Annotated in this window: 26 protein-coding genes and 1 pseudogene; 11 read left to right on the top strand and 16 right to left on the bottom strand. The window is 70.6% G+C overall.

Going from position 1 to position 24,969, the window contains the following annotated elements:
• Positions 1 to 34: 34 nt before the first annotated feature.
• On the bottom strand, positions 35 to 307 hold the full coding sequence (locus tag QTI20_RS04350; RefSeq protein ID WP_286549896.1) for a hypothetical protein: 273 nt from the start codon (positions 305 to 307) through the stop codon (positions 35 to 37).
• A complete protein-coding gene (locus tag QTI20_RS04345) occupies positions 304 to 1,131 on the bottom strand; it encodes an NAD-dependent protein deacetylase (RefSeq protein WP_286549898.1) in 828 nt (275 codons plus the stop codon). Before QTI20_RS04345 ends, QTI20_RS04350 begins: the two co-directional genes overlap by 4 nt.
• Positions 1,132 to 1,206: 75 nt before the next feature.
• Between QTI20_RS04345 and QTI20_RS04340 the strand changes: the two genes are divergently transcribed.
• From QTI20_RS04340 to QTI20_RS04330, 3 genes are all read left to right on the top strand, one after another.
• Positions 1,207 to 2,088 carry an ABC transporter substrate-binding protein gene (locus QTI20_RS04340; protein WP_286549899.1) on the top strand — a complete coding sequence of 294 codons (882 nt, stop codon included), beginning with the start codon at positions 1,207 to 1,209 and terminating at the stop codon, positions 2,086 to 2,088.
• A gap of 89 nt (positions 2,089 to 2,177) precedes the next feature.
• Positions 2,178 to 2,456 carry a helix-turn-helix domain-containing protein gene (locus QTI20_RS04335; RefSeq protein ID WP_286549900.1) on the top strand — a complete coding sequence of 93 codons (279 nt, stop codon included), beginning with the start codon at positions 2,178 to 2,180 and terminating at the stop codon, positions 2,454 to 2,456.
• 2 nt (positions 2,457 to 2,458) lie between these two features.
• Positions 2,459 to 3,799: a type II toxin-antitoxin system HipA family toxin gene (locus tag QTI20_RS04330; protein WP_286549902.1), complete on the top strand. Its 1,341-nt coding sequence runs from the start codon at positions 2,459 to 2,461 to the stop codon at positions 3,797 to 3,799.
• Positions 3,800 to 3,802: 3 nt separating this feature from the next.
• Here QTI20_RS04330 and QTI20_RS04325 read toward each other — a convergent pair whose 3' ends face one another.
• The 5 genes and pseudogenes from QTI20_RS04325 to QTI20_RS04305 form a co-directional block, all read right to left on the bottom strand.
• Positions 3,803 to 4,258 (bottom strand): hypothetical protein, encoded by a 456-nt coding sequence (locus tag QTI20_RS04325; protein WP_286549903.1) that lies wholly within the window; start codon positions 4,256 to 4,258, stop codon positions 3,803 to 3,805.
• A 4-nt stretch (positions 4,259 to 4,262) separates the two neighbouring features.
• Entirely contained in the window at positions 4,263 to 4,868 is a 606-nt protein-coding gene (locus QTI20_RS04320; RefSeq protein ID WP_286549905.1) for a hypothetical protein, read from the bottom strand.
• Between the two features lie 79 nt (positions 4,869 to 4,947).
• On the bottom strand, positions 4,948 to 5,403 hold the full coding sequence (locus tag QTI20_RS04315; RefSeq protein ID WP_286549907.1) for a DUF4174 domain-containing protein: 456 nt from the start codon (positions 5,401 to 5,403) through the stop codon (positions 4,948 to 4,950).
• Positions 5,404 to 5,499: 96 nt separating this feature from the next.
• Positions 5,500 to 6,405, bottom strand: a pseudogene (locus QTI20_RS04310) (NAD(P)/FAD-dependent oxidoreductase).
• Positions 6,395 to 6,856 (bottom strand): Rrf2 family transcriptional regulator, encoded by a 462-nt coding sequence (locus tag QTI20_RS04305; protein ID WP_183027846.1) that lies wholly within the window; start codon positions 6,854 to 6,856, stop codon positions 6,395 to 6,397. The pseudogene QTI20_RS04310 and the gene QTI20_RS04305 overlap by 11 nt, the downstream one beginning before the upstream one ends.
• Before the next feature lie 91 nt (positions 6,857 to 6,947).
• Between QTI20_RS04305 and QTI20_RS04300 the strand changes: the two genes are divergently transcribed.
• Positions 6,948 to 7,748: a nucleotidyltransferase domain-containing protein gene (locus QTI20_RS04300; protein ID WP_286549910.1), complete on the top strand. Its 801-nt coding sequence runs from the start codon at positions 6,948 to 6,950 to the stop codon at positions 7,746 to 7,748.
• On the opposite strand, the gene QTI20_RS04295 is transcribed toward QTI20_RS04300, so the two are convergent.
• Positions 7,740 to 8,801 (bottom strand): Atu2307/SP_0267 family LLM class monooxygenase, encoded by a 1,062-nt coding sequence (locus tag QTI20_RS04295; RefSeq protein ID WP_286549911.1) that lies wholly within the window; start codon positions 8,799 to 8,801, stop codon positions 7,740 to 7,742. The genes QTI20_RS04300 and QTI20_RS04295 overlap by 9 nt on opposite strands.
• Positions 8,802 to 8,808: 7 nt before the next feature.
• Positions 8,809 to 9,213: a DoxX family membrane protein gene (locus QTI20_RS04290; RefSeq protein ID WP_286549913.1), complete on the bottom strand. Its 405-nt coding sequence runs from the start codon at positions 9,211 to 9,213 to the stop codon at positions 8,809 to 8,811.
• A gap of 294 nt (positions 9,214 to 9,507) precedes the next feature.
• Here QTI20_RS04290 and QTI20_RS04285 point away from each other — a divergent pair, with 294 nt between their 5' ends.
• Entirely contained in the window at positions 9,508 to 10,422 is a 915-nt protein-coding gene (locus QTI20_RS04285; RefSeq protein WP_286549914.1) for a LysR family transcriptional regulator, read from the top strand.
• 14 nt (positions 10,423 to 10,436) lie between these two features.
• Here the strand turns inward: QTI20_RS04285 and QTI20_RS04280 are convergent, their stop codons facing one another.
• On the bottom strand, positions 10,437 to 11,471 hold the full coding sequence (locus QTI20_RS04280; protein WP_286550993.1) for a YeiH family protein: 1,035 nt from the start codon (positions 11,469 to 11,471) through the stop codon (positions 10,437 to 10,439).
• Between the two features lie 192 nt (positions 11,472 to 11,663).
• Between QTI20_RS04280 and QTI20_RS04275 the strand changes: the two genes are divergently transcribed.
• Complete coding sequence (locus tag QTI20_RS04275; protein WP_286549916.1) at positions 11,664 to 12,560, top strand: LysR family transcriptional regulator; 897 nt, start codon at positions 11,664 to 11,666, stop codon at positions 12,558 to 12,560.
• Between the two features lie 3 nt (positions 12,561 to 12,563).
• Here the strand turns inward: QTI20_RS04275 and QTI20_RS04270 are convergent, their stop codons facing one another.
• The 6 genes from QTI20_RS04270 to QTI20_RS04245 form a co-directional block, all read right to left on the bottom strand.
• On the bottom strand, positions 12,564 to 12,800 hold the full coding sequence (locus QTI20_RS04270; RefSeq protein WP_286549917.1) for a tautomerase family protein: 237 nt from the start codon (positions 12,798 to 12,800) through the stop codon (positions 12,564 to 12,566).
• A gap of 9 nt (positions 12,801 to 12,809) precedes the next feature.
• The gene (locus QTI20_RS04265) at positions 12,810 to 13,520 is read right to left on the bottom strand and encodes an SDR family NAD(P)-dependent oxidoreductase (RefSeq protein WP_286549918.1); all 711 of its coding nucleotides are present in this window, start codon (positions 13,518 to 13,520) and stop codon (positions 12,810 to 12,812) included.
• Between the two features lie 139 nt (positions 13,521 to 13,659).
• Positions 13,660 to 14,595, bottom strand: a complete 936-nt coding sequence (locus QTI20_RS04260; protein ID WP_286549920.1) for a LysR family transcriptional regulator — start codon at positions 14,593 to 14,595, stop codon at positions 13,660 to 13,662.
• 22 nt (positions 14,596 to 14,617) lie between these two features.
• Positions 14,618 to 15,631 (bottom strand): D-cysteine desulfhydrase family protein, encoded by a 1,014-nt coding sequence (locus QTI20_RS04255; protein ID WP_286549922.1) that lies wholly within the window; start codon positions 15,629 to 15,631, stop codon positions 14,618 to 14,620.
• Between the two features lie 63 nt (positions 15,632 to 15,694).
• Entirely contained in the window at positions 15,695 to 16,858 is a 1,164-nt protein-coding gene (locus QTI20_RS04250) for a YbfB/YjiJ family MFS transporter (RefSeq protein WP_286549925.1), read from the bottom strand.
• Between the two features lie 10 nt (positions 16,859 to 16,868).
• A complete protein-coding gene (locus QTI20_RS04245) occupies positions 16,869 to 17,753 on the bottom strand; it encodes a LysR family transcriptional regulator (RefSeq protein WP_286549928.1) in 885 nt (294 codons plus the stop codon).
• An 87-nt stretch (positions 17,754 to 17,840) separates the two neighbouring features.
• On the opposite strand from QTI20_RS04245, the gene QTI20_RS04240 reads away from it, so the two are divergent.
• The 5 genes from QTI20_RS04240 (at position 17,841) to QTI20_RS04220 (ending at position 24,839) form a co-directional block, all read left to right on the top strand.
• The gene (locus QTI20_RS04240; RefSeq protein ID WP_286549929.1) at positions 17,841 to 18,902 is read left to right on the top strand and encodes an NAD(P)H-dependent flavin oxidoreductase; all 1,062 of its coding nucleotides are present in this window, start codon (positions 17,841 to 17,843) and stop codon (positions 18,900 to 18,902) included.
• 151 nt (positions 18,903 to 19,053) lie between these two features.
• Entirely contained in the window at positions 19,054 to 19,578 is a 525-nt protein-coding gene (locus QTI20_RS04235) for a phospholipase D family nuclease (protein ID WP_286549931.1), read from the top strand.
• A gap of 147 nt (positions 19,579 to 19,725) precedes the next feature.
• A complete protein-coding gene (aspT, locus tag QTI20_RS04230) occupies positions 19,726 to 21,432 on the top strand; it encodes an aspartate-alanine antiporter (protein ID WP_286549932.1) in 1,707 nt (568 codons plus the stop codon).
• A gap of 31 nt (positions 21,433 to 21,463) precedes the next feature.
• Positions 21,464 to 23,152 (top strand): aspartate-alanine antiporter, encoded by a 1,689-nt coding sequence (gene aspT, locus QTI20_RS04225; RefSeq protein WP_286549934.1) that lies wholly within the window; start codon positions 21,464 to 21,466, stop codon positions 23,150 to 23,152.
• A gap of 46 nt (positions 23,153 to 23,198) precedes the next feature.
• Positions 23,199 to 24,839 carry a bifunctional aspartate transaminase/aspartate 4-decarboxylase gene (locus QTI20_RS04220; protein ID WP_286549935.1) on the top strand — a complete coding sequence of 547 codons (1,641 nt, stop codon included), beginning with the start codon at positions 23,199 to 23,201 and terminating at the stop codon, positions 24,837 to 24,839.
• Positions 24,840 to 24,969 lie beyond the last annotated feature (130 nt).

Below are 24,969 nucleotides of genomic sequence, written 5' to 3'. Positions count from 1 at the left end.
ACAAAAAAGACGTCAGCCGACGCCGCGTGTCGCCTCAGGACCGGGGCTCCTGCGCCGCCGCCACGCGCTGCCGGATCCATTCCGCGAACTGCCGTTCGGCCTGCAGCCGGAACTCGTTGCGCGCGCGGTTGCAATCCGCGTGCGAGAGACGGCGGTGCGCCTGCTTGCGCACGCTGCCCAGCGTGGCGTCGTTGAGATGCTCGATGGTGGCCGACTCGGGCCGGCCCGCGGGCGGGTCGAAATCCATCACCAGGCCGCACCAGTGGCACTGGGGGCCGAAGGTCGCGCGCAGCGCTTTCACACTCATGCGCCCAGGACCTCCGCCAGCGTTTCGAGCGTCGCGCCCACCGGCCGCTCGACCTTGAGCGCCAGCAGCTCGTCGGCGCGCGTGCGCCCGAGGTTGACCGCCGCCACCGGCTTGCCCGCGGCCGCCGCGGCCTGGACGAAGCGGAAGCCCGAATACACCATCAACGACGAACCGGCGACCAGCACCGCATCGGCTTCGGCCAGCGCGGCGAAGGCCGCGGCCACGCGCTCGCGCGGCACGCTCTCGCCGAAGAACACCACATCCGGCTTGAGCATGCCGCCGCAATGGGTGCAGGCGGGCACGTCGAACGAAGAGAAATCCAGCCCGTCGAGGTCGGCATCGCCGTCGGGCGCGGCGCGCGCCTCGAGCACGGCCCAGGGCGGGTTGCGCTCGCGCAGGGCCTGCTGCAGCTCGGCGCGCGTGCTGCGCGTGTCGCAAGCCATGCAGCGCACGGTGTCGATGCGGCCGTGCAGGTCGATGGTGCGGCGGCTGCCCGCGGCCTCGTGCAGGCCGTCGACGTTCTGCGTGAGCAGCAGCCCCACGCGCTCGGCGGCTTCCAGCTTCGCCAGCGCCCGGTGCGCCGCGCCCGGCCGGGCCCGCGCCATGGTCGGCCAGCCGACCAGGCTGCGCGCCCAGTAGCGGCGGCGCGTGGCGTCCTCGCCGGTGAAGGCCTGGAAAGTGACCGGCGAGGGCCGCTTCCAGTCGCCGTTGGCGTCGCGGTAATCGGGAATGCCGGATTCGGTGCTGCAGCCCGCGCCCGTGAGCACGAACAGCCGGCGGTGGCGGGTGGCGAAATCGGCGAGCGCGGAGGTGGCGGCATCCATGGGTCGAGCATAAGGCGCGCCCCCGCGGCGCGCTGGCGCGGGGTTGCTCGCGCGAATCTGAGACAGTTGGGGCCCATGCGCCGTTTCGCCGTCACCGCCCTCCTCCTGTTCCTCTTCGCGTGTGCCGGCCTGGCGCAGGCGGCCGCGCTGAGCGTGGTCGACGACCGCGGCCACACGCTCACGCTGCCGCGCCCGCCGCAGCGCATCGTCTCGCTCGTGCCCTCGCTCACCGAAACCGTCTGTGCGCTGGGGGCCTGCGACCGGCTGGTGGGCGTCGACCGGCATGCCAACTGGCCGGCGTCGGTCAGGCAATTGCCCCAGGTCGGCGGCATGGACGACGCCAACCTCGAGCGCATCGTCGCGCTGCGGCCCGACGTGGTGCTGCTGCGCCCGCGCAGCCGCGTGCTCAACCAGCTCGAGGCGCTGGGCGTGAAGGTGGTGGCCTTCGATGCCCGCTCGCACGCCGACATGCGCCGCGTGATGGAGAACGTGGCGAAGCTCACCGGCCATCCCGGCGCTGGCGAGGCGGCCTGGCGCCGCATCGAGGCCCGGCTCGACGCCGCGCGTGCCCGCGTGCCCGCGGGCTGGCAGGGCCGGCGCGTCTACTTCGAGGTGCACGGCGTCTCGGCGGCCGGCGAGGCCTCGTTCATCGGCGAGACGCTGACCCGGCTCGGGCTGGCGAACATCGTGCCGGCCTCGATGGGCCCGTTCCCGCGCCTCAGCCCCGAGTTCGTGGTGCGGGCCAACCCCGACCTGCTGCTGGCACCGGCCAGCGCCGACCTGAACGCGATGGCGGCGCGGCCGGGCTGGGCCGGCATGAGCGCGATACGCCGCGGCCGCAGCTGCAGTTTTCCGCCCGCGCGCTTCGACGTGATGATGCGCGCCGGGCCGCGGCTCGACGAGGCGGCGGATGCGGTGGTGGAGTGCCTGCAGACGCTGGGCAGCGCCCAGCCTTGAAAGAACATCTTTTTACCCACCTGACAGCTAACTCATCTTTTACCCACGGCATCGGTAAAATGTGATCGACCCACTCCACCGATCGACCCATGCGGCAAGTGCTTTCGGTTCATTCGCAGTTCGGCGTGTTGCTCAAGGCAGCCCGCAAGAGTTCCGGCATTTCGCAAGCGAAATTGGCCGAGCGCATCGGTATCAGCCAGAGCCGCATGTCCCACATGGAGCTCCATCCGGAAACGGTCAACCTGGAACAGCTGCTGGCCATTTTCAGCGTACTGGACCTCGAACTGCTGGTCGGGCGCAAACATCCAGCGGGTCCGTCCACGGCCGACGCGCCGAGCGCCGGCGAATCGCCAACCTCGGAATGGTGAGCATGGCACGCACCTCCCAAGCGCCTGCACTTTCCATCTGGTCCAACGGAGAACGCGTGGGCATCTGGCGCATGCCCGCGCGCGGGGCCGACGAGCTGCGCTACGACGATGCATGGATCGGATCGCCAGCGGGGCGGCCGCTCTCGTTGTCCTTGCCGCTGGTCGACGGCTTCGTCCACAAGGGCCCGGTCGTCCAGAACTATTTCGACAACCTGCTGCCCGACAGCCAGCCTCTGCGCGAACGCATCGCCAGCCGCTTCGGAACGCGCACGACCGGCGCCTTCGACCTGCTGCAGGCCATCGGGCGCGATTGCGTGGGTGCGATCCAGCTGCTGGGCGAGCACGACACGCCGATGCCGGTCGATCGCATCGATGGCCAGGCGATGAACGAGGCTGACGTGGAAAAACTGCTGCTGCAGACCGTCGATCCCGGCCGCTTCGCGGCCTCATTCCCAGCTGAAGATGCGCTGCGCATCTCTTTGGCCGGCGCTCAGGAAAAGACCGCGCTCCTGTGGCACGAAGGCCAATGGGTGCGTCCGCAGGGCTCGACGCCGACCACGCACATCCTGAAGTTGCCTCTGGGCCTGGTCGGTCACCGCAAGGCCGACTTCAGCACGTCCGTGGAGAACGAGTGGCTGTGCCTGACCATCCTGCGGGCGTACGGCATCCCGGTGCCCCGGACGGCCATCCTCCGTTTCGGCGCGCAGAAGGTGCTGGCGGTCGAGCGCTTCGACCGCCGCCTGCACTCCTCCGGCAACTGGTGGATGCGCCTGCCGCAGGAGGACTTTTGCCAGGCCCTGGGCAGGCCGTCGCACCTGAAATACGAAGCCCAGGGCGGGCCCGGCGTGGTCGACCTGGCGAACGTGCTGCGGGGCTCGGTCGATGCCCGGCAAGACCTCGGCACGCTCATCACCGCGCAACTGCTCTTCTGGATGCTCGGTGCGCCCGACGGGCACGCGAAGAACTTCAGCATCGCATGGCTGCCCATGGGCCGCTACAGGCTGGCACCGCTGTACGACGTGATGTCGATCTGGCCTGTCGAAGGCAATGGACCGAACCAGTTCTCCAGGCACGAGGCCACGCTGGCCATGGCCCTGCTCGGCAAACGCAAGCACTACCAGTTCAAGACCGTCCAGCGCCGCCACTTCAATGTCACGGCGCAGAAGTGCCACCATGGGCCAGACGCTGAAGACATCATTGAAAGCGTCCTTTCGGCAACGCCGGGCGTGATCGACCGGGTCGCCGCACGCCTCCCGGCGCACTTTCCGCCCGCGGTATCGGGCAGGATCCTGGACGGGCTGGCGCGGTCCGCCAGGGCCCTGGACGCGATGCCCTCTTTCTAGGGCTCAGCCCTGCCGGAACTGCTTGCGCAGCATCGCCTTGTGGCGCCCGATGTGCGCCAGCTGCGCCTCGGCCACGGTGCCGCCCAGGTCTTCGCCGTCGCCGTTGAGCACCGCGTTGGCGTGGGCCATGGCGCGCGCCACCACCTCTTCCTCGCTCACGCCCTGCTGCGCGGCCAGGTCGAGCGCCACGCGCTTCATCGCGCGCTGCGACAGCATCCACATGGCGCCGAACGCATCCCAGGCGGCCGCCGCTTCCTTGAAATGCTCGCGGTCGGCCAGGATCTCGTTGAGCGGCTTGGCCAGCAGTTCGTTGACGGCGTCGAGCTGTTCCTGCATCGCCTCGTGCCGCGCCTTGGCGTCGCGCAACGCCTCGGCGGCGGCCGCGCCGTCGGCCACGGGTGCGGCGAAAGTGCCGTCGGCATTGGCCGTCGGGACATGGAGCTTGTCGGAAAAAGCCATGGCATCAGACTCCGGTGAGCGCGCGATAGGCCTCGCGCGTGGCCGGCGAGACCGAGGCCAGCGCCATCGCGTGCGAGGTCTGGTGACGCACCTGCAGCCGGGCCGAAGCCACCGCGCGCGAACGGCAGAACCAGTGGCAGGTGTGCTGCATCAGGAACAGTTCGGCCGACAGCATGAAGGCCTTGTCCCGGGGCGACTGCTGCGCCGTGTTGGCGGCGGCGGCCGCGATGCCGCGCGCGTGCACCAGGAACACCTGCCGCACGTCGAAGGTCGCGCCGGGCAGCAGCCGGTCGGCGAAGGGCAAGGCGATCGGCAGCTTGCTCACCCGGGTCTGCGCGGCGTCGACCTTGGCGAAACCCGCGGCGAACTTGTCGAACTGCGAGCTCAGCGCCAGTTCGCTCTGCGCCAGCAGGGCCCAGATCTGCTCGCGCCGCGACTCGTCCTTCTCGCCGAGGCAGCGCAGGTAGCCGTCGGTGAGCGTCTCCATGAGCTTCTCGATCTGGTACTGGCCCAGGTGGCTGCCCAGCAGGCGGATGCGGCGGGTCTGGTCGCGGGTCTTGAGCACGTAGGTGCCGATGGCGACCAGGACCACCAGGGTGAGGAATTCCATGAAATACGGTGAGAAACGTTCGTTGTGGCGAGCGTCGAGTGTAGTGAGGCGGGAGGGCTTCGGCCGGGCCGGCGGACCCCTATCGCCGCATCGGCATGCGGTCGATCTCGGCGAAGACCGCGTTCAGGTCCACGTCGGCGCCCTCGGTCATCTTGATCCCGCCGTCCTTGCCGACCAGCACGAAGGTCGGCGGGCCCGCGGCGTCGAGCTTCAGCGCGGCGAGCAGCGCGCGGGTCTGCCGCGCTTGCATCGGCTTTTCGTTGCGCTGCCCTTCTCCGGCGACCACCGTGTAGAGCACCATCTCGCGCTCGATGAAGGCCTCGCGGGCGGGCGTCTGCCGCAGCGTGGACCGGACGCGCTCGAGCATCGCATCGCCGCGCTGCGGCACCACGACGACCACCGGCCGCGTCTTCCAGCGCTCGGCCACCAGCGGGTTGTGGTCCGGCGCGGCCTGCGCCTGCGGCAAGGCGAAGCTCAGCGCCGTCAAGGCCGGCAGCAGGATGGCGAGCCGGCGTGGGACGAAGCGGATGGGCATGGCGGCGACTCCAGTCGGGACGAATGTGCGCAGGCTAGCGCACACGCCGGCCCGCACCTGCCGGACAACGCCCCCATCGACGTGGGAGGCCGCGCCTCAGAGCCCGTGGACCAGCGCCTGGTGCAGCGAGACGCCCGCGACCAGGCCGTCGGCCGAGGCCAGCGTGGCGTTCTGCGGGATCTGGCCCGCATCGCCGGCCGCCTAGACACCCGGCACGGTCGTGAGCTTCGAGGCGTCGGTGCGGATCACCGGGCCCAGCATGCCCTCGTCGAAGGCGCAGCCCAGCTGTTCGGCCAGCGGACTCGCCATGCGGGTGCGGGTGGCGATGAACAGCGCGTCGACCGGCACCACCCGCCCGTCGGCCAGCCGCACGCCCGTCAGTCGCGGCGCCTCGCCCGCCACACCGGCCACGCGCGCCGGCTCGAGCGTGATGCCGCGCGCGAGCAGCTTGGCACGCGTCGCGTCATCCAGTTCGCTGTCATGCCCGTCGAGGAAGAAGGTGGTCGGGCCCCAGTCGGGGATCAGCATCGCCTGGTGCACCGACAGCGGCGAGGCGTACAGCACGCCCAGCGCCCCGCCGCCGACCTCGTAGCCGTGGCAATAGGGACAGTGCAGCACGCTGCGGCCCCAGCGCTCGCGCAGGCCGTCGAGCGCCGGCAGGGTGTCGGCGATGCCGAAGGCCAGCAGCAGTTTCTTCGCCGACAGTCGGGCGCCGTCATCGAGCGTGACCGTGAAGCCCCCCGCTGCGTCGGCGGCGGCACCCGTGGCGCGGCCTTGCACGAAATGCACGTTGGGATAGGCCAGCAGCTTGGCGCGGGCCTGCGCCATCAGTTCGATCGGCGGCACGCCATCAAGCCCGAAGAAGCCGTGTGCGGCCGCGGCGAAGCGGTTGCGCGGCTCGCCCGCATCGACCACGCAGACCGCGCGGCGCGCGCGCGCCAGCTGCATCGCCGCCGAAAGACCGGCAAAACTGCCACCGATGACCAGCGCGTCATGACGCATGAGAAATGTCCTTTGCAGAAAAATGGCCGGCCAGCATCCGGCGATGGAAATCCTTCGACAGCGCGGCCAGCGTGACCTGGCCCAGGCGCGCGAGCAGCACGGCCTCGGCGGCCTGGCAGGCGTCGTCGAGCGCGGCGTTCACCGCCTGCTCGACGATGCAGCCCGGGCTTTCGGTGCGGTTGCCCAGGGCCAGCAGCGAGGGCGCGCCCAGCGCCGCATGGATGTCGGCCAGCGTCACCTCCGACAGCGGGCAGGAGATGACCCAGCCGCCGCCATGCCCCTTGGCCGAACTCACGAAGCCGGCCTGGCGCAGGCCCGCCATCACGCGGCGCACCACCACCGGATTGGTGTTCATCGCCACGGCCAGCGCCTCGGACGTGGTGGGCGTGTCGCTCTCGGCCATGTGCAGCAGCACGTGCAGCACGCCGGATAGTTTGCTGTCTCGTTTCATGCAACATTATTTGTTTCATGAGTTGAAGGATGCAAGGCACGCGCGCCTTGCCCCTGCGGCGGATGGGGAGACTGCCGCGCACAATGGCCCGATGGCGAAACCTCTTCCTGACGGCGTCGATGCCGAGGGCTTCATCCTGACCGTGCCGGACCGCCCGCTTCAACCGGAGTTCCGAAGCGTGGTCGAGGACCTTGTCACGACGCTGTCCGGCCGCTGCGCCGCGCTGGACGGCCTCTACCTCTACGGCAGCGTTGCGCACGGCCGCGCCCGGCCCGGCCTGTCGGACCTGGACCTGAGCCTCGTGCTTCGCGAGCCCCCCAGCGCGGACGACAGCGCGCTTCTCGAAGACCTGCGGCACGCGCTGCAGGCGCGGCACCCCGAGGTCTCGAAGATCGATTTCGACCTCGGCACGCGGGCCGAGGTGCTCGCACCGAAGAGCCGTCCGAGTTGGGGCTACTGGCTCCGGCACGAATGCCGGTGGCTCTGGGGCGAGGACCTCTCGGCGCGCTTCGAACGCCTGCGGCCGTCGCGTGCCATCGCGCTGGCCGTGAACGGCGACTTCGAAGCGGCGCTGGCCGCCTATGCGCGCCGCATCGGCGACGCCGACGAACTCACGCAATCACGGCGCCTGCAACGCGAGGCCGCGCGCAAGCTGATCCGGTCGACCAGCGTGCTGCGCACCGAGCAGGACCGCGACTGGCCGCAAACGCTCGAGGCGCATGCGGCCCTGCTGCTGCGGCAGCATCCGTCGATGGCGCAGCCGATGCGCTTCTTCCTCGATCAGGCAGGCGAACCCACCGCGCCCGCCGACGCCTTCGTCGAGCGCTTGAACGAATTCGTCGGCTGGATGTCGCGCGCGGCGACAGCGACCGTCGGCGACGCTTCAGGCTAGGCCCGACGTCGCTCGCCGCATCAGCGGCGCCACCTCGGTGCCCAGCAGCTCGATCGAGCGCTTCATGGCCTCGTGCGCCAGCGAGGCCGAGCTCATCTGGAAGGTGATGCGCGAGACGCCGCCGAGCACCGCGCTGGCCGCGAGCATCTTGCCGGCCACGCTCTGCGGATCGCCGATCAGGAAGGCGCCGCCCGGGCCGCACAGGGCGTCGAACTGCGCGCGCGTCGCCGGCGGCCAGCCGCGCTCGCGGCCGATCTCGGTGAACATGTGCTGCCAGCCCGGGAAGAAGGCGTCCCTGGCCTCCTGGCCGGTCGCGCCGACGAAGCCGATCGCGTGCACGCCGACCCGGAGCTGGCCGGGACCATGCCCGGCGCGCCGGCCGGCTTCGCGGTAGAGGTCGACCAAGGGCCGGAAACGGCGGAACTCGCCGCCGATGATCGCCACCATCAGCGGCAGGCCCAGCGTGCCGGCCCGCGCGAAGGATTGCGGCGTGCCGCCCACGCCCAGCCAGACCGGCAGCACCGGCTGGTGCGGACGCGGGTAGATGCCCTGCCCGGTGAGCGCGGGCCGGTAGCGCCCGGACCAGTGCACGTGGGGAGTCTCGCGCAGCTTCAGCAGCAGCTCGAGCTTCTCGGCGAAGAGCGCGTCGTAGTCCTCGCGCTGCAGCCCGAACAGCGGGTAGGCCTCGTTGAACGAGCCGCGCCCCACCACGAGCTCCGCGCGCCCCTGGGCGATCAGGTCCAGCGTCGCGAATTCCTGGAACACCCGCACCGGGTCGGCCGCGCTCAGCACCGTCACGGCGCTGGTCAGGCGGATGGTCTGCGTGCGCGCCGCGGCGGCGGCCAGGAGGATGGCCGGCGCCGAGTCCAGGAACTCCGGCCGGTGGTGCTCGCCGATCCCGAACACGTCGAGCCCGCCCCGGTCGGCCACCGCCACCTCCTCCAGCAGGTGGGCGAGGCGCTCGGTCGGCGACGGGGTCCGGCCGGTGGCCGGGTCCGGCAGGATCGCCGCGAAGCTGTCGATGCCGATCTCCATGGTGTGGGTGCTCGTCATGCGCCCTTCATGCCGTCCGCAGGCGAAGCCGGCGCGCGTCCAGGCTCAGTGCGGTGGCGCCGAAGGCCACGATCTGCAACAGGCCGCCGACGATCATCAGGTTCTTCACGAAATGGATGAACTGGTTCTGGTCGGCCAGGTGCGAATGGAAGAAGAGCGCGGCGGCCAGCGTGAACAGCGCCAGCACCGCGGCGACCGCGCGGGTGCGGAACCCGACCAGCAGCAGCAGGCCGCCGCCGAGTTCGACCAGCACCGCCAGCCCATAGCCCAGCAGCGGCAGCGGCAGGCCGACCGAGGCGATGTAGCCCTGGGTGGCGGCGGGCGCGCCGAGCTTGCCGATGCCGCTCAGGATGAAGATCACGGCGATCAGGATGCGGCCGATGGCGGCGACCGTGTTGGCGTTCTTTTGCATGGGGTTGTTTCGGTGGGGAAAAGGATGCGCGGCTCAGGCCGCGGCCGGCGAAGGGCTTTGGAGCAGGCGGGCGGGGAGCGGAAGGAGGGTCATGGAAGCGGGTCCGAAAAAAAAGTTGATCGACAGGGATGGCGTAGTTTTCCAAGCCTGGCGCCCTCTGAACAGCCGTGATTTTTCGATGCGATCCATCGGCATGGCCGATGGAGGCTTCCGGTGCGCGCTCCCGACACGATCGCGGCACTGCCGCTATATTCCGCTCCCTACCCCCGGCCCTGGCCGACAGATGGAGACGTGGTGCTCGACGGTGTTTCGCTGGATCAACTCCGGACCTTCATCGCGTCGGTCGATGAAGGCAGCTTCTCGGCCGCGGCGCGCAAGGTGCGCCGCGCGCAATCGGTGGTCAGCGACCTGGTCAGCGGCCTCGAGGCGCAGATCGGCGTGACGCTGTTCGACCGCTCGGGCCGCTACCCCAAGCTGACGCCCGCCGGCGTGGTGCTGCTGGCCGACGCCCGCGGCATCGTCTCGGGCGTGGACTTCATGAAGGCGCGCGCCAAGGGCATGGCCTCGGGCCTGGAGCCCGAGTTGTCGGTGGTGGTCGACGTGTTCTTCCCGATCGAGGCCATCACCGAGGCCGCGAAGGCCTTCCGCGAGCACTTCCCCGGCACGCCGCTGCGGCTCTTCGTCGAGGCGCTGGGCGGCGCGTACCAGCCGGTGTTGAACGGCAGCGCGAGCATCGGCATCGTCGGCTCGCTGCCGATCATGCCGGCATCGCTGAGCGGCGAGCGCTTGAACGGTATCGCCTTCGGCATGGTGGCGGCGCGGGACCATCCGCTGGCGCAATTCCAGGGCACGGTCCCGAAGTCGGAACTGGCCAGGCATGTGCAACTCGTGCTCACCGACCGCTCCGAGCTCTCGGCCGGCCGCGAGTTCGGCGTGATGTCGTCCTCGACCTGGCGCCTGGCCGACCTGTTCGCCAAGCACGCCTTCCTGCTGAATGGTCTCGGCTGGGGCGGCATGCCGCTGCACACGGTGCAGCGCGACATCGCCGAAGGCCGGCTGGTCGAACTGTCGATCGAGGACGTGCCGCCCGGCGGCCTGATCCTGCCCATGTCCGCGGTCTATCCGACCGCCGCGCCGCCGGGTCCGGCCGGCCGCTGGCTGATCGAGCGCCTCAAGCGCTGCCCGACGCAGCAGGCCGCCGCGGCCTGAGCCCTGCCGTGGGGTCAGGGCTGCGCCAGCAGCGCGCCCATCCCCAGGTTGATCGCCAGCCCGCCGCCCACCAGCCAGGCGAACAGCACGGCCGCCAGCGCCAGCGGCCTGAAGCCGGCCTTGCGGATCGCCGAGACATGGGTCGTCAGGCCCAGGCCGGCCATGGCCATCGCGAGCAGCACGGTGTCGACCTCGATCGCGTGCGCGACCACGGCCGCGGGCAGCAGCGCGAGCGAGTGCAGCCCCACGACCGCCACGAAGCCCAGCGCGAACCAGGGCACCACGATCCGCCCCCGGCCCGGATCCGCGCCGCCGGCGTTCTTCGCGTCGGCGCGCGACAGCCAGGCCGACAGCAGGATCAGGAAGGGCGCGAGCATCATCACGCGCACCATCTTCGCGATCACCGCCGTGTCGGCCGCCTGCTCGCCGACCGCGCGGCCCGCCGCCACCACCTGCGCCACCTCGTGGATGGTCGAGCCCGCGAACACGCCGTAGGCCGTGGGCGACAGGCCGACCAGGCCGTACTGCGCATCGAGCCGGTACAGCGCCGGGTAGAGGAAGATCGCCAGCGTGCCGAACACCACCACCGTGGCGACCGCCACCATCACCTGCTCGGCCCGGCCCCGCACCACGGGCGCGGCGGCCATCACCGCCGCGGCACCGCAGATCGAGCTGCCGGCGCCGATCAGCATCGCCGTCTGGCGGTCGAGGCCGAACACCCGCGTGCCGAGGAAACAGGCCAGGCCGAAGGTGCTGCACAGCACCGTGGCGTCGATGGCCACGCCGGTCCAGCCGACGGCGCCGATGTCCTGGAAGGTCAGGCGCAGGCCGTAGAGCACGATGCCCAGGCGCAGCAGGTTGGCCTTGGAAAAGCCCACGCCCGGGCCGGCCGTGGAAGCCATGCGCGGGTAGACGGTGTTGCCGATCCCCATGCCCAGGACGATCGCCAGCGTGAGCGGGCTGATGCCGTGGGCCTGCAGCCAGCCGAACTGCCCCAGGTGGATGGCCGCGAACGCGATCGCGCCGGTCAGCACCAGCCCCGGCACCATGCGGCGCAGGTAGGAAGGCGCCACGGCAGGGGCTTCGGTCGGCAGCGTCGTGGCATGGGTGGCGGGTGGCAATTCGGTTCTCCGGCCATCGCTCGCGGATGGCATGGCCGAACTTTGGCGGCTGGCGACCTATCCGGCAAACAGATAGTTCAGCTATAACGTACCCATGAAACCGGTAATAAGGAACACCCGGTGCGGCTGACGCTGCGCCAGCTGCTGATCTTCACGGCGGTGGCCGACACCGGCAGCACCACCGCGGCCGGCCTGCGGGTGGCGCTGTCGCAGTCGGCCACCAGCGGAGCGCTCAACGAGCTCGAACACCTGCTCGGCGCGCAACTGTTCGACCGCATCGGCAAGCGCCTGCTGCTCAACGACAACGGCCGCGCGCTGCTGCCCCAGGCGCGCGCCGTGCTCGACGGCGCGCAGGAGATCGAAGACCAGTTCGGCCAGGCCACGGCCGGCGTGGCGACGCGGCTGCGCATCGGCGCCAGCACCACCATCGGCAACTACCTGCTGCCCTCGCTGATGGCCGGCTACCTCCAGGCCTGGCCGGGCACCGCGATCGACGTGGTGATCGGCAACACGCGCGATGTGGCGGCCGCGGTGACGCGGCTCGAGGTCGACCTGGGCCTGATCGAGGGCCCCTGCCACGAGAGCGAGCTGCGCGTGGTGCCCTGGCTGGAAGACGAGCTGGTGATCGTGGCCTCGCCCTCTCATGCGCTGGCGGCAGGCGATGCACAGGCGCGCGTGCCGCTCAAGGCGCTGCGCCAGGCGCGCTGGCTGCTGCGCGAGGAAGGCTCGGGCACGCGCGAGGCGGTCGAGCAGGCGCTGCTGCCGCACCTGCACCACCTGCAGGTCGACCTGCAGCCCGGCAGCACCGAGGCCATCAAGCAGGCCGCGGCCGAAGGGCTGGGCCTGGCCTGCCTCTCGCTGTGCGCGGTGCAGGACCTGGTGACGCTGGGCCGGCTGGTGGTGCTGCACACCACGCTGCCGCGGCTCACACGGCGCTTCTACCGGGTGCATCACCAGCAGAAGCGCTTCTCGGCCAACCTGCAGCGCTTCGTGGCGCATTGCGAGCAGGCGCCGTAGGCCTCAACCGGGCGGCCTGGCCTGCCGCCGCCGGTACTCGGCCACGGGCAGCCCGCCCACGCCCCAGTTGTCGAGTTCGACTTCCTCGACCACGACGAAGGTCGCGTCGAGCGGCTTGTGCAGCACGTCCAGCAGCAGCTGGCTCACGCCCGCGATGAGCCGGGCCTTCTCTTCGGCCGTGACGCGATCGTGCCCGGGCGTGCTGCCCTCGCGCGTGACCTGGATGGTGACGAATGGCATGGCCCGGCCTCAGTGCCCGGCGCTCTGGCCGCCGTCCACGTGCAGGATCTCGCCGGTCACGAAACCGGCCGACTCGAGGAACAGCACGGCGTCCACGATGTCCTGGATCTCGCCCATGCGCTTGACCGGATGCAGGCCGGCCAGGAAGTCGTGCGTGGCCGGCGTATGCATCGGCGTCTTGATGATGCCGGGCGAGACCGCGTTCACGCGGATGCCCCGGGCCGCGTACTCGATCGCGAGCGCCTTGGTGGCCGAGTTGAGGCCGCCCTTGGTGAGGTTGGCCAGCACGGTCGGCACGCCCGCGACCGCGTGGTCGACCAGGCTGGTCGTGATGCTCACGATGTGGCCCGAGCCCTGCTTGAGCATCTCGGCCGCGGCGCGCTGCGTGATGTGGAAGAAGCCGGCCACGTTGGTCGAGATGTTGGCCTGGAAATCCTCGGCCGTGAACTCGACGAAAGGCTTGGCGGTGAAGATGCCCGCGTTGTTGACCAGCGTGTCGATGCGGCCGAAGCGCGCGATGGCTTCGCGCACGACGCGCTCGGCGGTCGCGGCCTCGCCGATGTCGCCGGCCACCGCGACCACGTCGCTGTCCGCGCCCTGGCGGATCGAGCGCGAGGTGGCGACCACGCGGTAGTTGCGGTCGCGGTAGGCCTTCACCAGCGCCGCGCCGATGCCTTGGGATGCGCCCGTGATGATGGCGACTTTCTGTTCGATGCCCATGATGTCCTCGAAGGTGTCTTCCGGCTGGCGTGATTGCCGCCGGCGGCCCGTGGGAACCGTCCGGAAATTCTGGGCGCCGGGCCTCGCCGCGAGAAGCGTCGACCTGCGACGAGGAGCTTTGCAGAAAAGGGAAGAATGCCTAGGCGCCGACCGCGCCGGCCTCGGCCGACAGCCGCGCGAACTCGGCCCTCAAACGCGGCGCCGCGAAGTCGACGAAGGCCCGCACCTTCGGCACCGAGAGCCGCCCCTGCGGCACGATCAGGTGCACCGGCATGGCGGCGGCTTCGGCCTCGCGCAGCAGGATCTGCAGCGAGCCGTCGCGCACGCGCTCGGCCACGTGGTAGGTGTAGAGCCGCGTCACGCCATGGCCCGCGACCGCCGAGGCGAGCGCGGCCCGCACGCTGTTGACCACCAGCCGCGGCTTGAAGTGCACCGTGCGCGGCACCGCGCTGCCGGCCAGCGGCGGGAAGATCCAGCTGTCGTGGCCGAAGTGCGTGGTGGTCACGATGCGGTGCTTGAGCAGGTCGGAAGGCTCGACGATGCGCGGGTGCGCGGCCAGGTAGCGCGGTGCCGCCACCACCACCCGCTTGACGTCGCCGCCGACCCGCAGCGCCACCAGCGAGGAGTCGGGCAGCTCGCCCACGCGCAACGCGACGTCGATGCCCTCCTCCACCAAATTGACCGGCCGGTCGAGCAGCACCAGGTTCACCGACACGCCGGGAAAGGCATCGAGGTAGGCATCGACGATGGGCTGCAGGATCTGCTCGCCGCTGATGGGCGGCGCGCTGAGCGTCAGCGTGCCACGCGGCGCGGCACGCTCGCCGGCCGCGTTCAGGTCGGCCTCCTCCAGCTCGCCCAGGATCCGGCGGCAGGAGAAGGCGTAGCGCTCGCCCGCCTCGCTGAGCTTGAGCGCGCGCGTCGTGCGGTGCAGCAGCTCGGTGCCCACATGGTGCTCGAGGAAGGCGATGGCGCGGCTGACCGCCGCGGGCGATCGGCCCAGGCGCCGGCCCGCGGCCGACAGGCTGCCCGCGTCCAGCGCCGCGACGAAGACCTTCATCGCGTCGATACGGTCCATGCGCGGCCCCCGGGTCCTTGCTTCAGAACGCGCGCCGGTAGGCGAACAGGCCCGGCAGGCCGCCGGTCATGAGGAACAGCAGCTTCGCGCCCTTGGCGAACTTGCCGGCCCGCACGTCCTGCAGCAGACCGGCGAAGGCCTTGCCGCCGTAGACCGGGTCCAGCAGCAGGCCTTCGAGCGAGGCCATGGTGCGCACCGCTTCGCGCATGCCGTCGGTGGGCAGGCCGTAGCCGCCGCCGATCTGGCCATCGACGAGCACGATGGCATCGGCCGGCACCTTGCGGCCGGGCTGCAGGCGCTCGAGCGTCTGCTGCGCCAGGCCCCAGGTCAGGCCATGGGCCTTCTCGGCCGGCGACAGCACGGTGTACGCCTGCACCACCCGCGGGTCCCGGCCCATCGCGAGCAGCCCGGCCACCAGGCCGGCCTGCGTGCCGCCGCTGCCGTTGGGCAGCACGATGCGGTCGAAGCGCGTGGCCAGGGCTTCGGCCTGCGACAGGATCTCCGCCGCGGCATTCGCATAGCCCAGGCACCCGACCGCCGACGATCCACCGAAAGGCGCGACGTACACCGTGCGGCCCGCGGCCCGCAACGACGCCGAGCGGTGCTGCAGGAAGGGCATGGCCGCGGCCGGATCGGGCACGTCGTGCACCGTGGCGCCCAGCAGGCCGTCGAGCAGCACGTTGCCGTTGTGCACGAAATCCTCGTCATCGCGCGGTACCGAGCGCGTCAGCACCAGCTCGCAAACCAGGCCCGCCTTCGCCGCCGCCGCGGCGGTGAGGCGCGCGTGGTTCGACTGGCGCGCGCCGACGGTCAGGAGGGTGTCGGCACCCGCGGCCTGCGCCTCGGCGATCAGGAACTCGAGCTTGCGCAGCTTGTTGCCGCCACCGCCCAGGCCCGTCAGGTCGTCGCGCTTGACGAAGATCTCCACCCCGCCGAGCTGCCGGCTGATGCGCGGCAGGTGCTGGATCGGCGTGGGACCCTCGAGCAGGCGATGGCGGGCGAAGCGGCTCAGGTCGAGCGTGGGTGCGGTGGACACGGCAGTCTCCTCGGAAGAGATCTTGAAGGGCCTCATGTTAGAAGCACTTGGAAACAAGTGCCGTCAAAGCCCCGCGCTCAGCACGGCCGCCACCGCCAGCGCCCCGCCCGCCGCCAGCAGCGAGCCGGTGAAGGACTGGGTCGAGGCCAGGATCGCATTGGCCACCAGCGGGCCGACGATCTGGCCCACGCCGTAGACCGCGGTCATCACGGCCATCATGTTGAAGCGCACCGCATGGGCCACGCGGCGCGCGGCCGGCATCGCGATGGTCACGGTGCCGACGAAGGTGCCGCCGACCAGGAAGGCGCTCAGCAGGTAGGCCGCGGCGCTGTGGCTGAACACCGGCAGCACCACGCCGATGCCCTGGACCCCCATGTTCAGGCCCAGGCTGTGGCGCGTGCCCAGCCGCAGCCGCAACCAGTGCCAGAAGAAGCACGAGGGCACGGCACCGAAGCCGAACACGGCCCAGACCTGGATCGGGTCCACCGGCCCCAGTGCGCCTTTGATGAACAGCGGCAGGTAGGTCGCGGTCACGATGTAGCCGAAGCCGGCCAGGCCATAGAGGACGATCAGCCGCATCGCCTGCGCGCGCGGCGTGCCGCTGCCGGCGGCGCGCTCCTCGGGCCGCGCATCGACGGCCTGTGCCGGGTCGGGCGGCAGGCCCAGGGCCGGCGATGCGGCCAGGGCCAGCACCAGGCTCGCGGCCGCGAGCAGCATCCACAGTGCCGGGCTCGCGAGGCCCGCGCGGTGGCCGAGCGCGATCAGCTCCGCCGAGAGCACGATGCCCACGCCCACGCCCGCATAGAGGATCGGCGCGCCGTGCCCGTGCCCCATGTGCTGCAGCAGCCAGAGCGAGGCCGCGACCATCGACACCGCGCTGCAGACGCCCGCCAGCCCGCGCACGGCGATGATCGCGGCGGCCGAGTGCAGCAGGCCGAGCAGCGCCATGCACAGGATGCTGCCCACCGTCGCCCAGAGGCACAGGCTGCGCGCCTGCGCGGGCTTCGCCTGGCTGATGAGCAGCGCGCCCAGCAGGTAGCCCGCATAGTTGGCCGAGGCCGCGAGCGTGCCGCCGTGCACGGTGAGCAGACCGTCGCCCACCATCGCCGGATAGAGGCCGGTGAAGGCGAAGCGGCCGAAGCCCATGCCGATCGCGAGGACCAGCGAGGCGGCCAGCGCGGGACCGAGCGCGGGCCGCGCGGCGAGGGGTGTCGATGCGGTCGTCATGGCGCAGCGCCTAGCGGGAAGCGGTGCCGACCCGCGCGCGCAGCGCTTCGAAGGCCGGCGTCTCGTAGCCCTGGCGCCAGACCAGCACCGTGTCGATCGTCGTGACCGGCAGCTCGCGCATGCCCTTGGGCTTGCCCATCAGTTCGATCACGCTGCGCGGCATCAGGCTCACGCACTCGCCCGAGGCCACGCAGGCCAGCATGCCGTGGTAGGAGCCCATCTCCTGCACATCGAGCGGCGCCACCGCCGGCCCGCGGGCCAGGATGCGTTCGGTGATCAGCCGGTAGGTGCAGCCGCTGGGAAACGCCGCCACGGAGCGGATCGCGATCTCGTCGACCTGCCGGACGGGCGCATGCCCGGGTGGCAGCAGCAGCACCAGTTCCTCCTCGAACACCGGCACCGACGCCAGGCCCAGCGCCGCCAGGTCGATCGCCGCATCGCCCTCGGCCACCGGCGGCAGCGCGACGAAGGCGCAGTCCAGGCTGCGGCCGTGCACCGCCGCGACCAGCTGGCGCGAGGGCCCGGTGGACAGGCGCAGCCGGACCTTGGGGAACTGGCGGTGGTAGGCCGCCAGCGGCTCGGGCAGGCGGCTGGCCGCCGTGCTCTCCATCGAACCGATGCGCAGCACGCCCGTGGGCTCCGCGGGATGCAGCACCTGGCGCGCCTCCTCGGCCAGCGTCAGCATGGCCCTGGCGTAGTGCAGGAAGCGCTCGCCCTGGGGCGACAGCGTCATGCGCTTGTTGTCGCGCAGGAACAGCGCCACGCCCAGCTCCTCTTCCAGCTGCTGCACCCGTGTCGTCACATTGGACTGCACCCGGCCCAGGCGCTGGGCGGCCCGGGTCACGCTCAGTTCCTCGGCCACCGCGCAAAAGATCTCCAGCGTCGCGTGTTCCACATCGTTCCTTAAAAGAGATGTATAAAGCAAACTTGTTCTCTTATAGAGATCATACATCCACCGCCCATCCCATTCAAGGAACTCGACATGCCAGCCTCGAACGCCCTCGCGCCACTCCAGCTCTCGCTTCCCATCGTGCAGGCGCCGATGGCCGGCGTCTCGACCCCCGAGATGGCGGCCGCGGTGTCGAACGCCGGCGCGCTCGGCTCGCTGGGCCTGGGCGCCAGCACGCCCGCGCAGGCCCGGGCCCTGATCGCGGCCACGCGCGCGCTGACCGACAAGCCCTTCAACGTCAACTTCTTCTGCCACCGGCCCGCCGTCGCCGACCCGGCGCGCGAGGCGGCCTGGCTCGCGCTGCTGCGCCCGCGCTTCGAGGAATTCGGCGCCACGCCGCCGGCCGGCCTGAAGGAGATCTACAAGAGCTTCACGGTCGACCACGAGATGCTCGACATGCTGCTGACCGAGCGCCCCGCCGTCGTGAGCTTCCATTTCGGCCTGCCGCCACAGGCATGGATCGATGCCCTGCACGACGCGGGCATCGTGCTGGCCGCCTGCGCCACCTCGCTGGAAGAAGCCGCACAGATCGAGGCCGCGGGCATCGACTGGATCGTCGCCCAAGGTTACGAGGCCGGCGGCCATCGCGGCGTGTTCGATCCCGAAGGCGGCGATCCGCAGATCGGCACCTTCGCGCTGGTGCGCGCGATCGCACGCCGTTCGAAGCTTCCGGTGATCGCGGCCGGCGGCATCATGGACGGCCAGGGCATCGCCGCCGCGCTGCAGCTCGGTGCCTCGGCCGTGCAGCTGGGCACGGCCTTCCTGCTGTGCCCGGAGTCGGCGGCCAACGCGAGCTACCGCGCGGCCCTGAAGTCCGCGCCCCGCACCGCCGTGACCGCCACGCTCTCGGGCCGCGCCGCGCGCGGCATCCCCAACCGCCTCTACCTCGATGCCGACGCCCGGGCCCTGGCCGCGCTGCCCGACTACCCGATCGCCTACGACGCCGCCAAGTCGCTGACGGCCGCGGCCGCCGCCAAGGGCAACAGCGAGTTCGCCGCGCAGTGGGCGGGGCAAGGCGTGTCGATGATCCGCGAACTGCCGGTGGCGGAACTGATCGCGGTGCTGGTGGAGGAATGGCGGGCGGCGGGCCGCTGAAACGCGAGCTCGTGCGGGGCACATCACGGCGGCGTAACCGGCGGGACCACCGGGATCGCAGCGCAGCGAAATGCCTTGTCCGGCGGAACAGCCACCTTTTTCCTCCTCATCCCGACGCCGTGCGCTGCCGCATGGCGCAAGATCCGCACGCATGACACCTTTCCGCTCCCTGGCGCTGGCGGCGCTGCTCCACCTCCCGGCCCTGGCCCTGGCCGAACCCGGCATCGAGGTCGGCTTCTCGCCCGAAGGCTCGGCGCGGGCGCTGGTGCTGAAGACCCTCGGCAGCGCGACGCACAGCATCCAGATGCTGGCCTACGCCTTCCAGGCGCCCGACATCGTGCAGGCGCTGGTCGATGCCAAGCAGCGCGGGGTGGAGGTGCGCATCGTGGTCGACGCGAAGCGCAACCGCGGCAAGGCCAGCCGGGCGGCGATGGACACCGTGACCCGCCACGCGATCGCGCTGCGCACCAACGACCGCTTCCACCTGCACCACGACAAGGTGATCATCGTCGACGGCCACACGGTCGAGACCGGTTCCTTCAACTTCGCGCCCTCCGCCGAGACCGCCAATTCCGAGAACGTGGTGGTGCTGCGCGAGATGCCCGAGGTCGCGCAACGGTACCTCGCGCACTGGCAGTCGCGCTGGGACCTGGGCACGCCCTACCCCCCGCCGTGACGCGGGCTGCCCCAAGCTTCTTGCATTTGATTCACATTCTGGTTTATCGTCCTTCGCCAACAACTTCAACACCGGCCATGCATGCATCGGCCGGGGTAGGCCCTCCTGCCGCCCGAGCAGGGCCTGGTGCTTGCGAGGGGTTCCGTCTTGAACGTTTCGGGCTTGGTTTCGGAAGGCATCGCGCTGCTCCAGAGGCAGCCTGAGATCGCCCTGTTCCTGGTGCTGGCCCTGGGCCATGCGGTCGGCCGGATTCGTTTCGGCCCGATCCAGCTGGGCGGCATCTGCGGCACGCTGATCGCGGCGCTGGCCGTGGGCCAGTTCGACATCCACCTCGCCGACAGCGTGAAGAACACCTTCTTCATGCTGTTCATCTTCGCGCTCGGCTATGCGGGCGGTCCGCAGTTCTTCGCCAACCTCGATGCCAAGGGACTGCGGCTGGGGCTGCTGTGCCTGGTCGAGGTGGTGGTGGTGCTCGCGCTGGTGCTGGCCGCGGCCTGGTGGCTGCACCTGGACCCCGGCACGGCCGCCGGGCTGATGGCCGGCGCGGCCACCGAATCGGCCGTGGTGGGCACGGCCACCGACGCCCTCTCCAAGCTGGCGCTGCCCGCCGACGCCATTCGCCAACTGCAGGCCAACGTGGTCACGGCCTACTCCATCACCTACGTGTTCGGCCTGATCGCCATCGTGGTGGCGACCAGCCAGGTCTTTCCGCTGCTGCTGCGCGTGGACCTGCGCGCCGAGGCCGACCGGCTCTGGAAGACGCTGGGCGGAGGCGCCGAGGACGCGGCCGCCGCCAGTGCCACGCCCGAGATGATCGGTCGCGTGTACGAGGTGTCGCAGGGGCGCGGCCGCACGGTGGGCACGCTGAGCGCGCTGTTCGAGGGCCGCGCCGTGATCGAGCGCGTGATGCGCCGCGGGCAGCCGCTGCCGGTCGAGCCCACGCTGCGCCTGCGCACCGGCGACCGGGTGCTCGCCATCGGCCGGCGCGAGGTGCTGGTGGGCGTGGCCGAGCTGCTGGGCCGCGAGTTCGCCGACACCGCGGCCTTCGACGCCGTGGTCGAGACCACCGAGGTCGTGCTCACGCGGCGCGTCCCCGCGGGCCGGACGCTGCACGAACTGCACGCCGCGATGCCGCCGCAGGTCCAGCTCATCGGCCTGCTGCGCGATGGCCGCACCATGCCGCTGCTGCCCGCCATGGCGCTGCAGCGCGGCGACATCGTCAAGCTCTACGGGCCGGTCGCCGAGGTGAACGACGCGGTCGCGCGCACCGGCGAGCGCGTGCTGGCCTCCTCGCACAGCAACCTCAGCTACGCCTCGATGGGCATCCTGCTGGGCGTGTTCATCGGCGGTTTCGGCCTCACGCTGGGCGGCGTACCCTTCTCGCTGGGCACCGGCGGCGGCGCGCTGCTCACCGGCCTGGCCTTTGGCTGGTACCAGGCGCGCCACCCGCACCGGCTGAGCATTCCGCCCGATGCGCTGGCGCTGATGAAGGACCTGGGCCTGGCCACCTTCATCGCCTGCGTGGGCCTGGCCTCGGGCCCGCAGGCGGTGTCGCTGGTGCGCAAGTTCGGCATCGCGCTGCCGCTGGTGGGCGTGGCGGTGGCCATCGTGCCGGCCTGCGTGTCGCTGTTCGTCGGCCACAGGCTGCTCAAGCTCGAAGCGCCCGTGCTGCTGGGCGCCATCGCCGGCCAGCAATGCAGCACGCCCGCGCTCAGCGCGGTGCAGAACGCGGCCGGCAACACCACGCCGCTGCTGGGCTACACCATCACCTACGCGATCTCCAACGTGGTGCTGCCGCTGATGGGCCCGCTGATCGTGGCGCTCGCGGGCATGCTGCCGCCCCCTCATCCCTGATCCGTCCTCTTCAACCCCAAGGAACCGACCCATGGAATGGCTGCACGAGCTCTTCAAGAAATCACCCGAGATGGCGCTCTTCCTGTCGCTCGCGGTGGGCTACGCGATCGGCAAGATCAAGTTCGGCAAGTTCCAGCTCGGCGGCGTGGCCGGCTCGCTGCTGGTGGCGGTGCTGGTGAGCCAGGTGGGCGTGCAGATCGACAGCGGCGTCAAGGCCGTGCTGTTCGCGCTGTTCATCTATGCGGTGGGCTTCGAGAGCGGCCCGCAGTTCTTCAGCTCGCTGGGCCGGCAGTCGGTCAAGGAGATCGTGCTGGCCGCGGTGATGGCGCTCACCGGCCTGGCCACGGTGGTGGTGATGGCCAAGGTCTTCGGCCTCGACAAGGGGCTGGCGGCCGGCGTGGCGGCGGGCGGGCTCACGCAGTCGGCCATCATCGGCACCGCGGGCGACGCCATCGCCAAGCTGGGGCTGGCGGCCGACGAGACCGCGCGGCTGCAGGGCAACGTGGCGGTAGGCTATGCCGTGACCTACGTGTTCGGCTCCTTCGGCGCGATCCTGGTGTGCGTGAACATCCTGCCCAAGCTCATGGGCCGCACCATCCGCGACGACGCCATCGCGGCCGAGACCGCCATGCAGGCCGGCGTGAAGGTGCTCGGCCCCGACCAGGAAGACGCCGCGCCCTCGCTGGTGGGCCGGATCTACGAGCTGGTGGACGAGCCGCAGCGCAGCATCGCCGACATCGAGAACGCCGACCCGGCCACCACCATCACCATCGAGCGCGTGAAACGCGCGGGCAAGCTCATCGAGCCCAGCCCCGCGCTGGTGCTGCACCGCGGCGACACGGTGCTGGCCGTGGGCCGGCGCGATGCGGTGGTGGCCAGCGCGCCGCTGCTCGGGCGCGAGGTCTATGCGGTCGAGGGCATGGAGCTCACCATGCTCAAGCGCGAGATCGTGCTGACCAACAAGGCCTTCGACAAGAAAACCGTGGCCCAGATCCGCGAGGCCACGGCCGGCGGCGTGCGCCACGGCATCTTCGTGGTGCAGCTGAGCCGCATGGGCAACGTGCTGGCGATGCGGCCCGACACGGTGGTGCAGGTGGGCGACATGGTGTCGATCTACGGCGCCGAGCAGGACGTCAAGCGCGTGGCCGCGACCATCGGCGACACCATCGTGCCGAGCGCCAAGACCGACTTCGTCTACCTCGGCGCCGGCCTGGTGGTGGGCCTGCTGATCGGCCTGCTGAGCGTGAAGCTGGGCAGCATCCCGCTCACGCTGGGCTCGGGCGGCGGCGCGCTGCTGGCCGGCCTGCTGTTCGGCTGGTACCGCGCGAAGAAGCAGAGCTTCGGCGCGCTGCCGCCGGGCGCGGTGCAGCTGCTCAAGGACCTGGGCCTGGCGGGCTTCGTGGTCGTGGTGGGCCTGCAGTCGGGCCTGCAGGCGGTGGAGACCGTGCGGCAGCTGGGCCTGACCATCTTCGGCGTGGGCGTGGTCGTGACCATCGTGCCGATGCTGCTGACCATGCTGTTCGGCCGCTACGTGCTGCGCTACACCAACACCGCCATCTTCGCGGGCGCGCTCAGCGGCTCGCGCAGCGCCAACCCGGCCTTCGGCGAGGTGCTGGACAAGGCGGAGAACACCACCCCCACCGTGCCCTTCGCCATCACCTATGCGCTGGCGAACGTGTTCCTCACCCTGCTGGGCCCGCTGATCGTGGCGCTGGTCTGAGCGACGGTTTTCTTCCCTGACGGTCTTTCAACCAAGGAGCATTTCCATGGATTTCGGCGACGTGCAGAAACTCGGCGGCCTGAGCCCCTTCGAACTCAAGGACGCATTGATCCAGGTGGCGCGCGAGAGCGACCGGCTGATGCTGAACGCGGGGCGCGGCAACCCCAACTTCCTCGCGACCACGCCGCGCCACGGCTTCTTCCAGTTCGGGCTGTTCGCGATGACGGAGAGCGAGCGCTCCTTCGTCTACATGGACGGCGTGGGCGGCTTCCCGCAGCGCGAAGGCATCGAGGCGCGCTTCGAGATCTTCACCAAGGCGCACGAGGGCCAGCCCGGCGTGCGCTTCATCGAGGCCGCGGTGTCCTATGTGCGCGACCAGCTGGGCCTGTCGGCGGGCGACTTCATCTACGAGATGTGCGAGGCCATCCTGGGCTGCAACTACCCGGTGCCCGACCGCATGCTGCGGCTGAGCGAAACCATCGTGGGCCAGTACATCCACCAGGAGATGATCGGCACCCACCCCTTCGTCGGCCATTTCGACATGTACGCGGTCGAGGGCGGCACCGCCGCCATGACCTACCTGTTCAACAGCCTGCGCGAGAACCACCTGCTGCAGGCCGGCGACACCATCGCGCTGGGCATGCCGATCTTCACGCCCTACATCGAGATCCCGCGCCTCAACGACTACCAGCTGGTGGAGCTGTCGATCGAGGCCACGCCGGAGAACCACTGGCAGTTCACGAAGAAGGAGCTGCAGAAGCTGCTCGACCCCAAGGTCAAGGCCTTCTTCCTGTGCAACCCGAGCAACCCGCCCTCGGTGAAGCTCAGCGACGAGGTGCTCGAGGGCATCGCCGACATCGTGAAGAAGCGGCCCGACCTGATCATCCTGACCGACGACGTGTACGGCACCTTCGCGGACGACTTCAAGTCGCTGTTCGCGATCTGCCCGCGCAACACCATCCTGGTCTATTCGTACTCGAAGTACTTCGGCGCGACCGGCTGGCGCATGGGCGTGGTGGCGACCCACGAGGACAACATCCTCGACCGCCAGATCGCCGCGCTGCCCGAGGCCACGCGCAAGGAACTCGACGAGCGCTACGGCAGCATCACCACCGAGCCGCGCAAGCTGAAGTTCATCGACCGGCTGGTGGCCGACAGCCGCACCGTGGCGCTCAACCACACGGCTGGGCTCTCGACGCCGGTGCAGGCGCAGATGGTGATGTTCTCGCTGTTCTGCCTGATGGACGAGCCGCAGTCGTACAAGAAGGCGATGAAGCGCATCGTGCTGCGCCGCAAGGAGGCGCTGTACCGCGAGCTGGGCCTGCCGCTGCCGGAAGACCCGAACTCGGTCAGCTACTACCACCTGCTCGACCTGCAGGACATCGCCACGCAGATGCACGGCGAGCGTTTCGGCGAATGGATCCTGACGCGGCTCCAGCCCAACGAGGCGCTGTTCCGCATCGCGCAGGAGACCAGCATCGTGCTGCTGCCCGGGCGCGGCTTCGGCGGCACGCACGCGTCGGGGCGGGTGTCGCTGGCCAACCTCAACGAGTACGACTACGCCAACATCGGGCGCGCGCTGCGGCGCATGGCGTCGGAGTTCTTCGAGCTGTTCGAGCAGGAGAAGGCGGGCGGCGCGGGCAAGGCCAAGGCCAGGCCGGCTGCCGGCGGGAAGAAGAAGAAATGACCGTCGCGCATCGCGCCTGAACCGGGCTTCGCACAGTCCCCGGCCGGCTTTCGCGGGGCGCCCCCTCCTTCGGCATAGACCGCTTTTCCGATCCCGCGCGCAGCCCGACCGTGGTAGACCGCGGGAATGC

The sequence above is a fragment of the Variovorax sp. J2P1-31 genome (genome assembly GCF_030317215.1).
GTDB lineage: Bacteria > Pseudomonadota > Gammaproteobacteria > Burkholderiales > Burkholderiaceae_C > Variovorax.
Note: the sequence above shows the minus strand (reverse complement) of the source record. Positions and strands in the feature narration are given on the sequence as shown.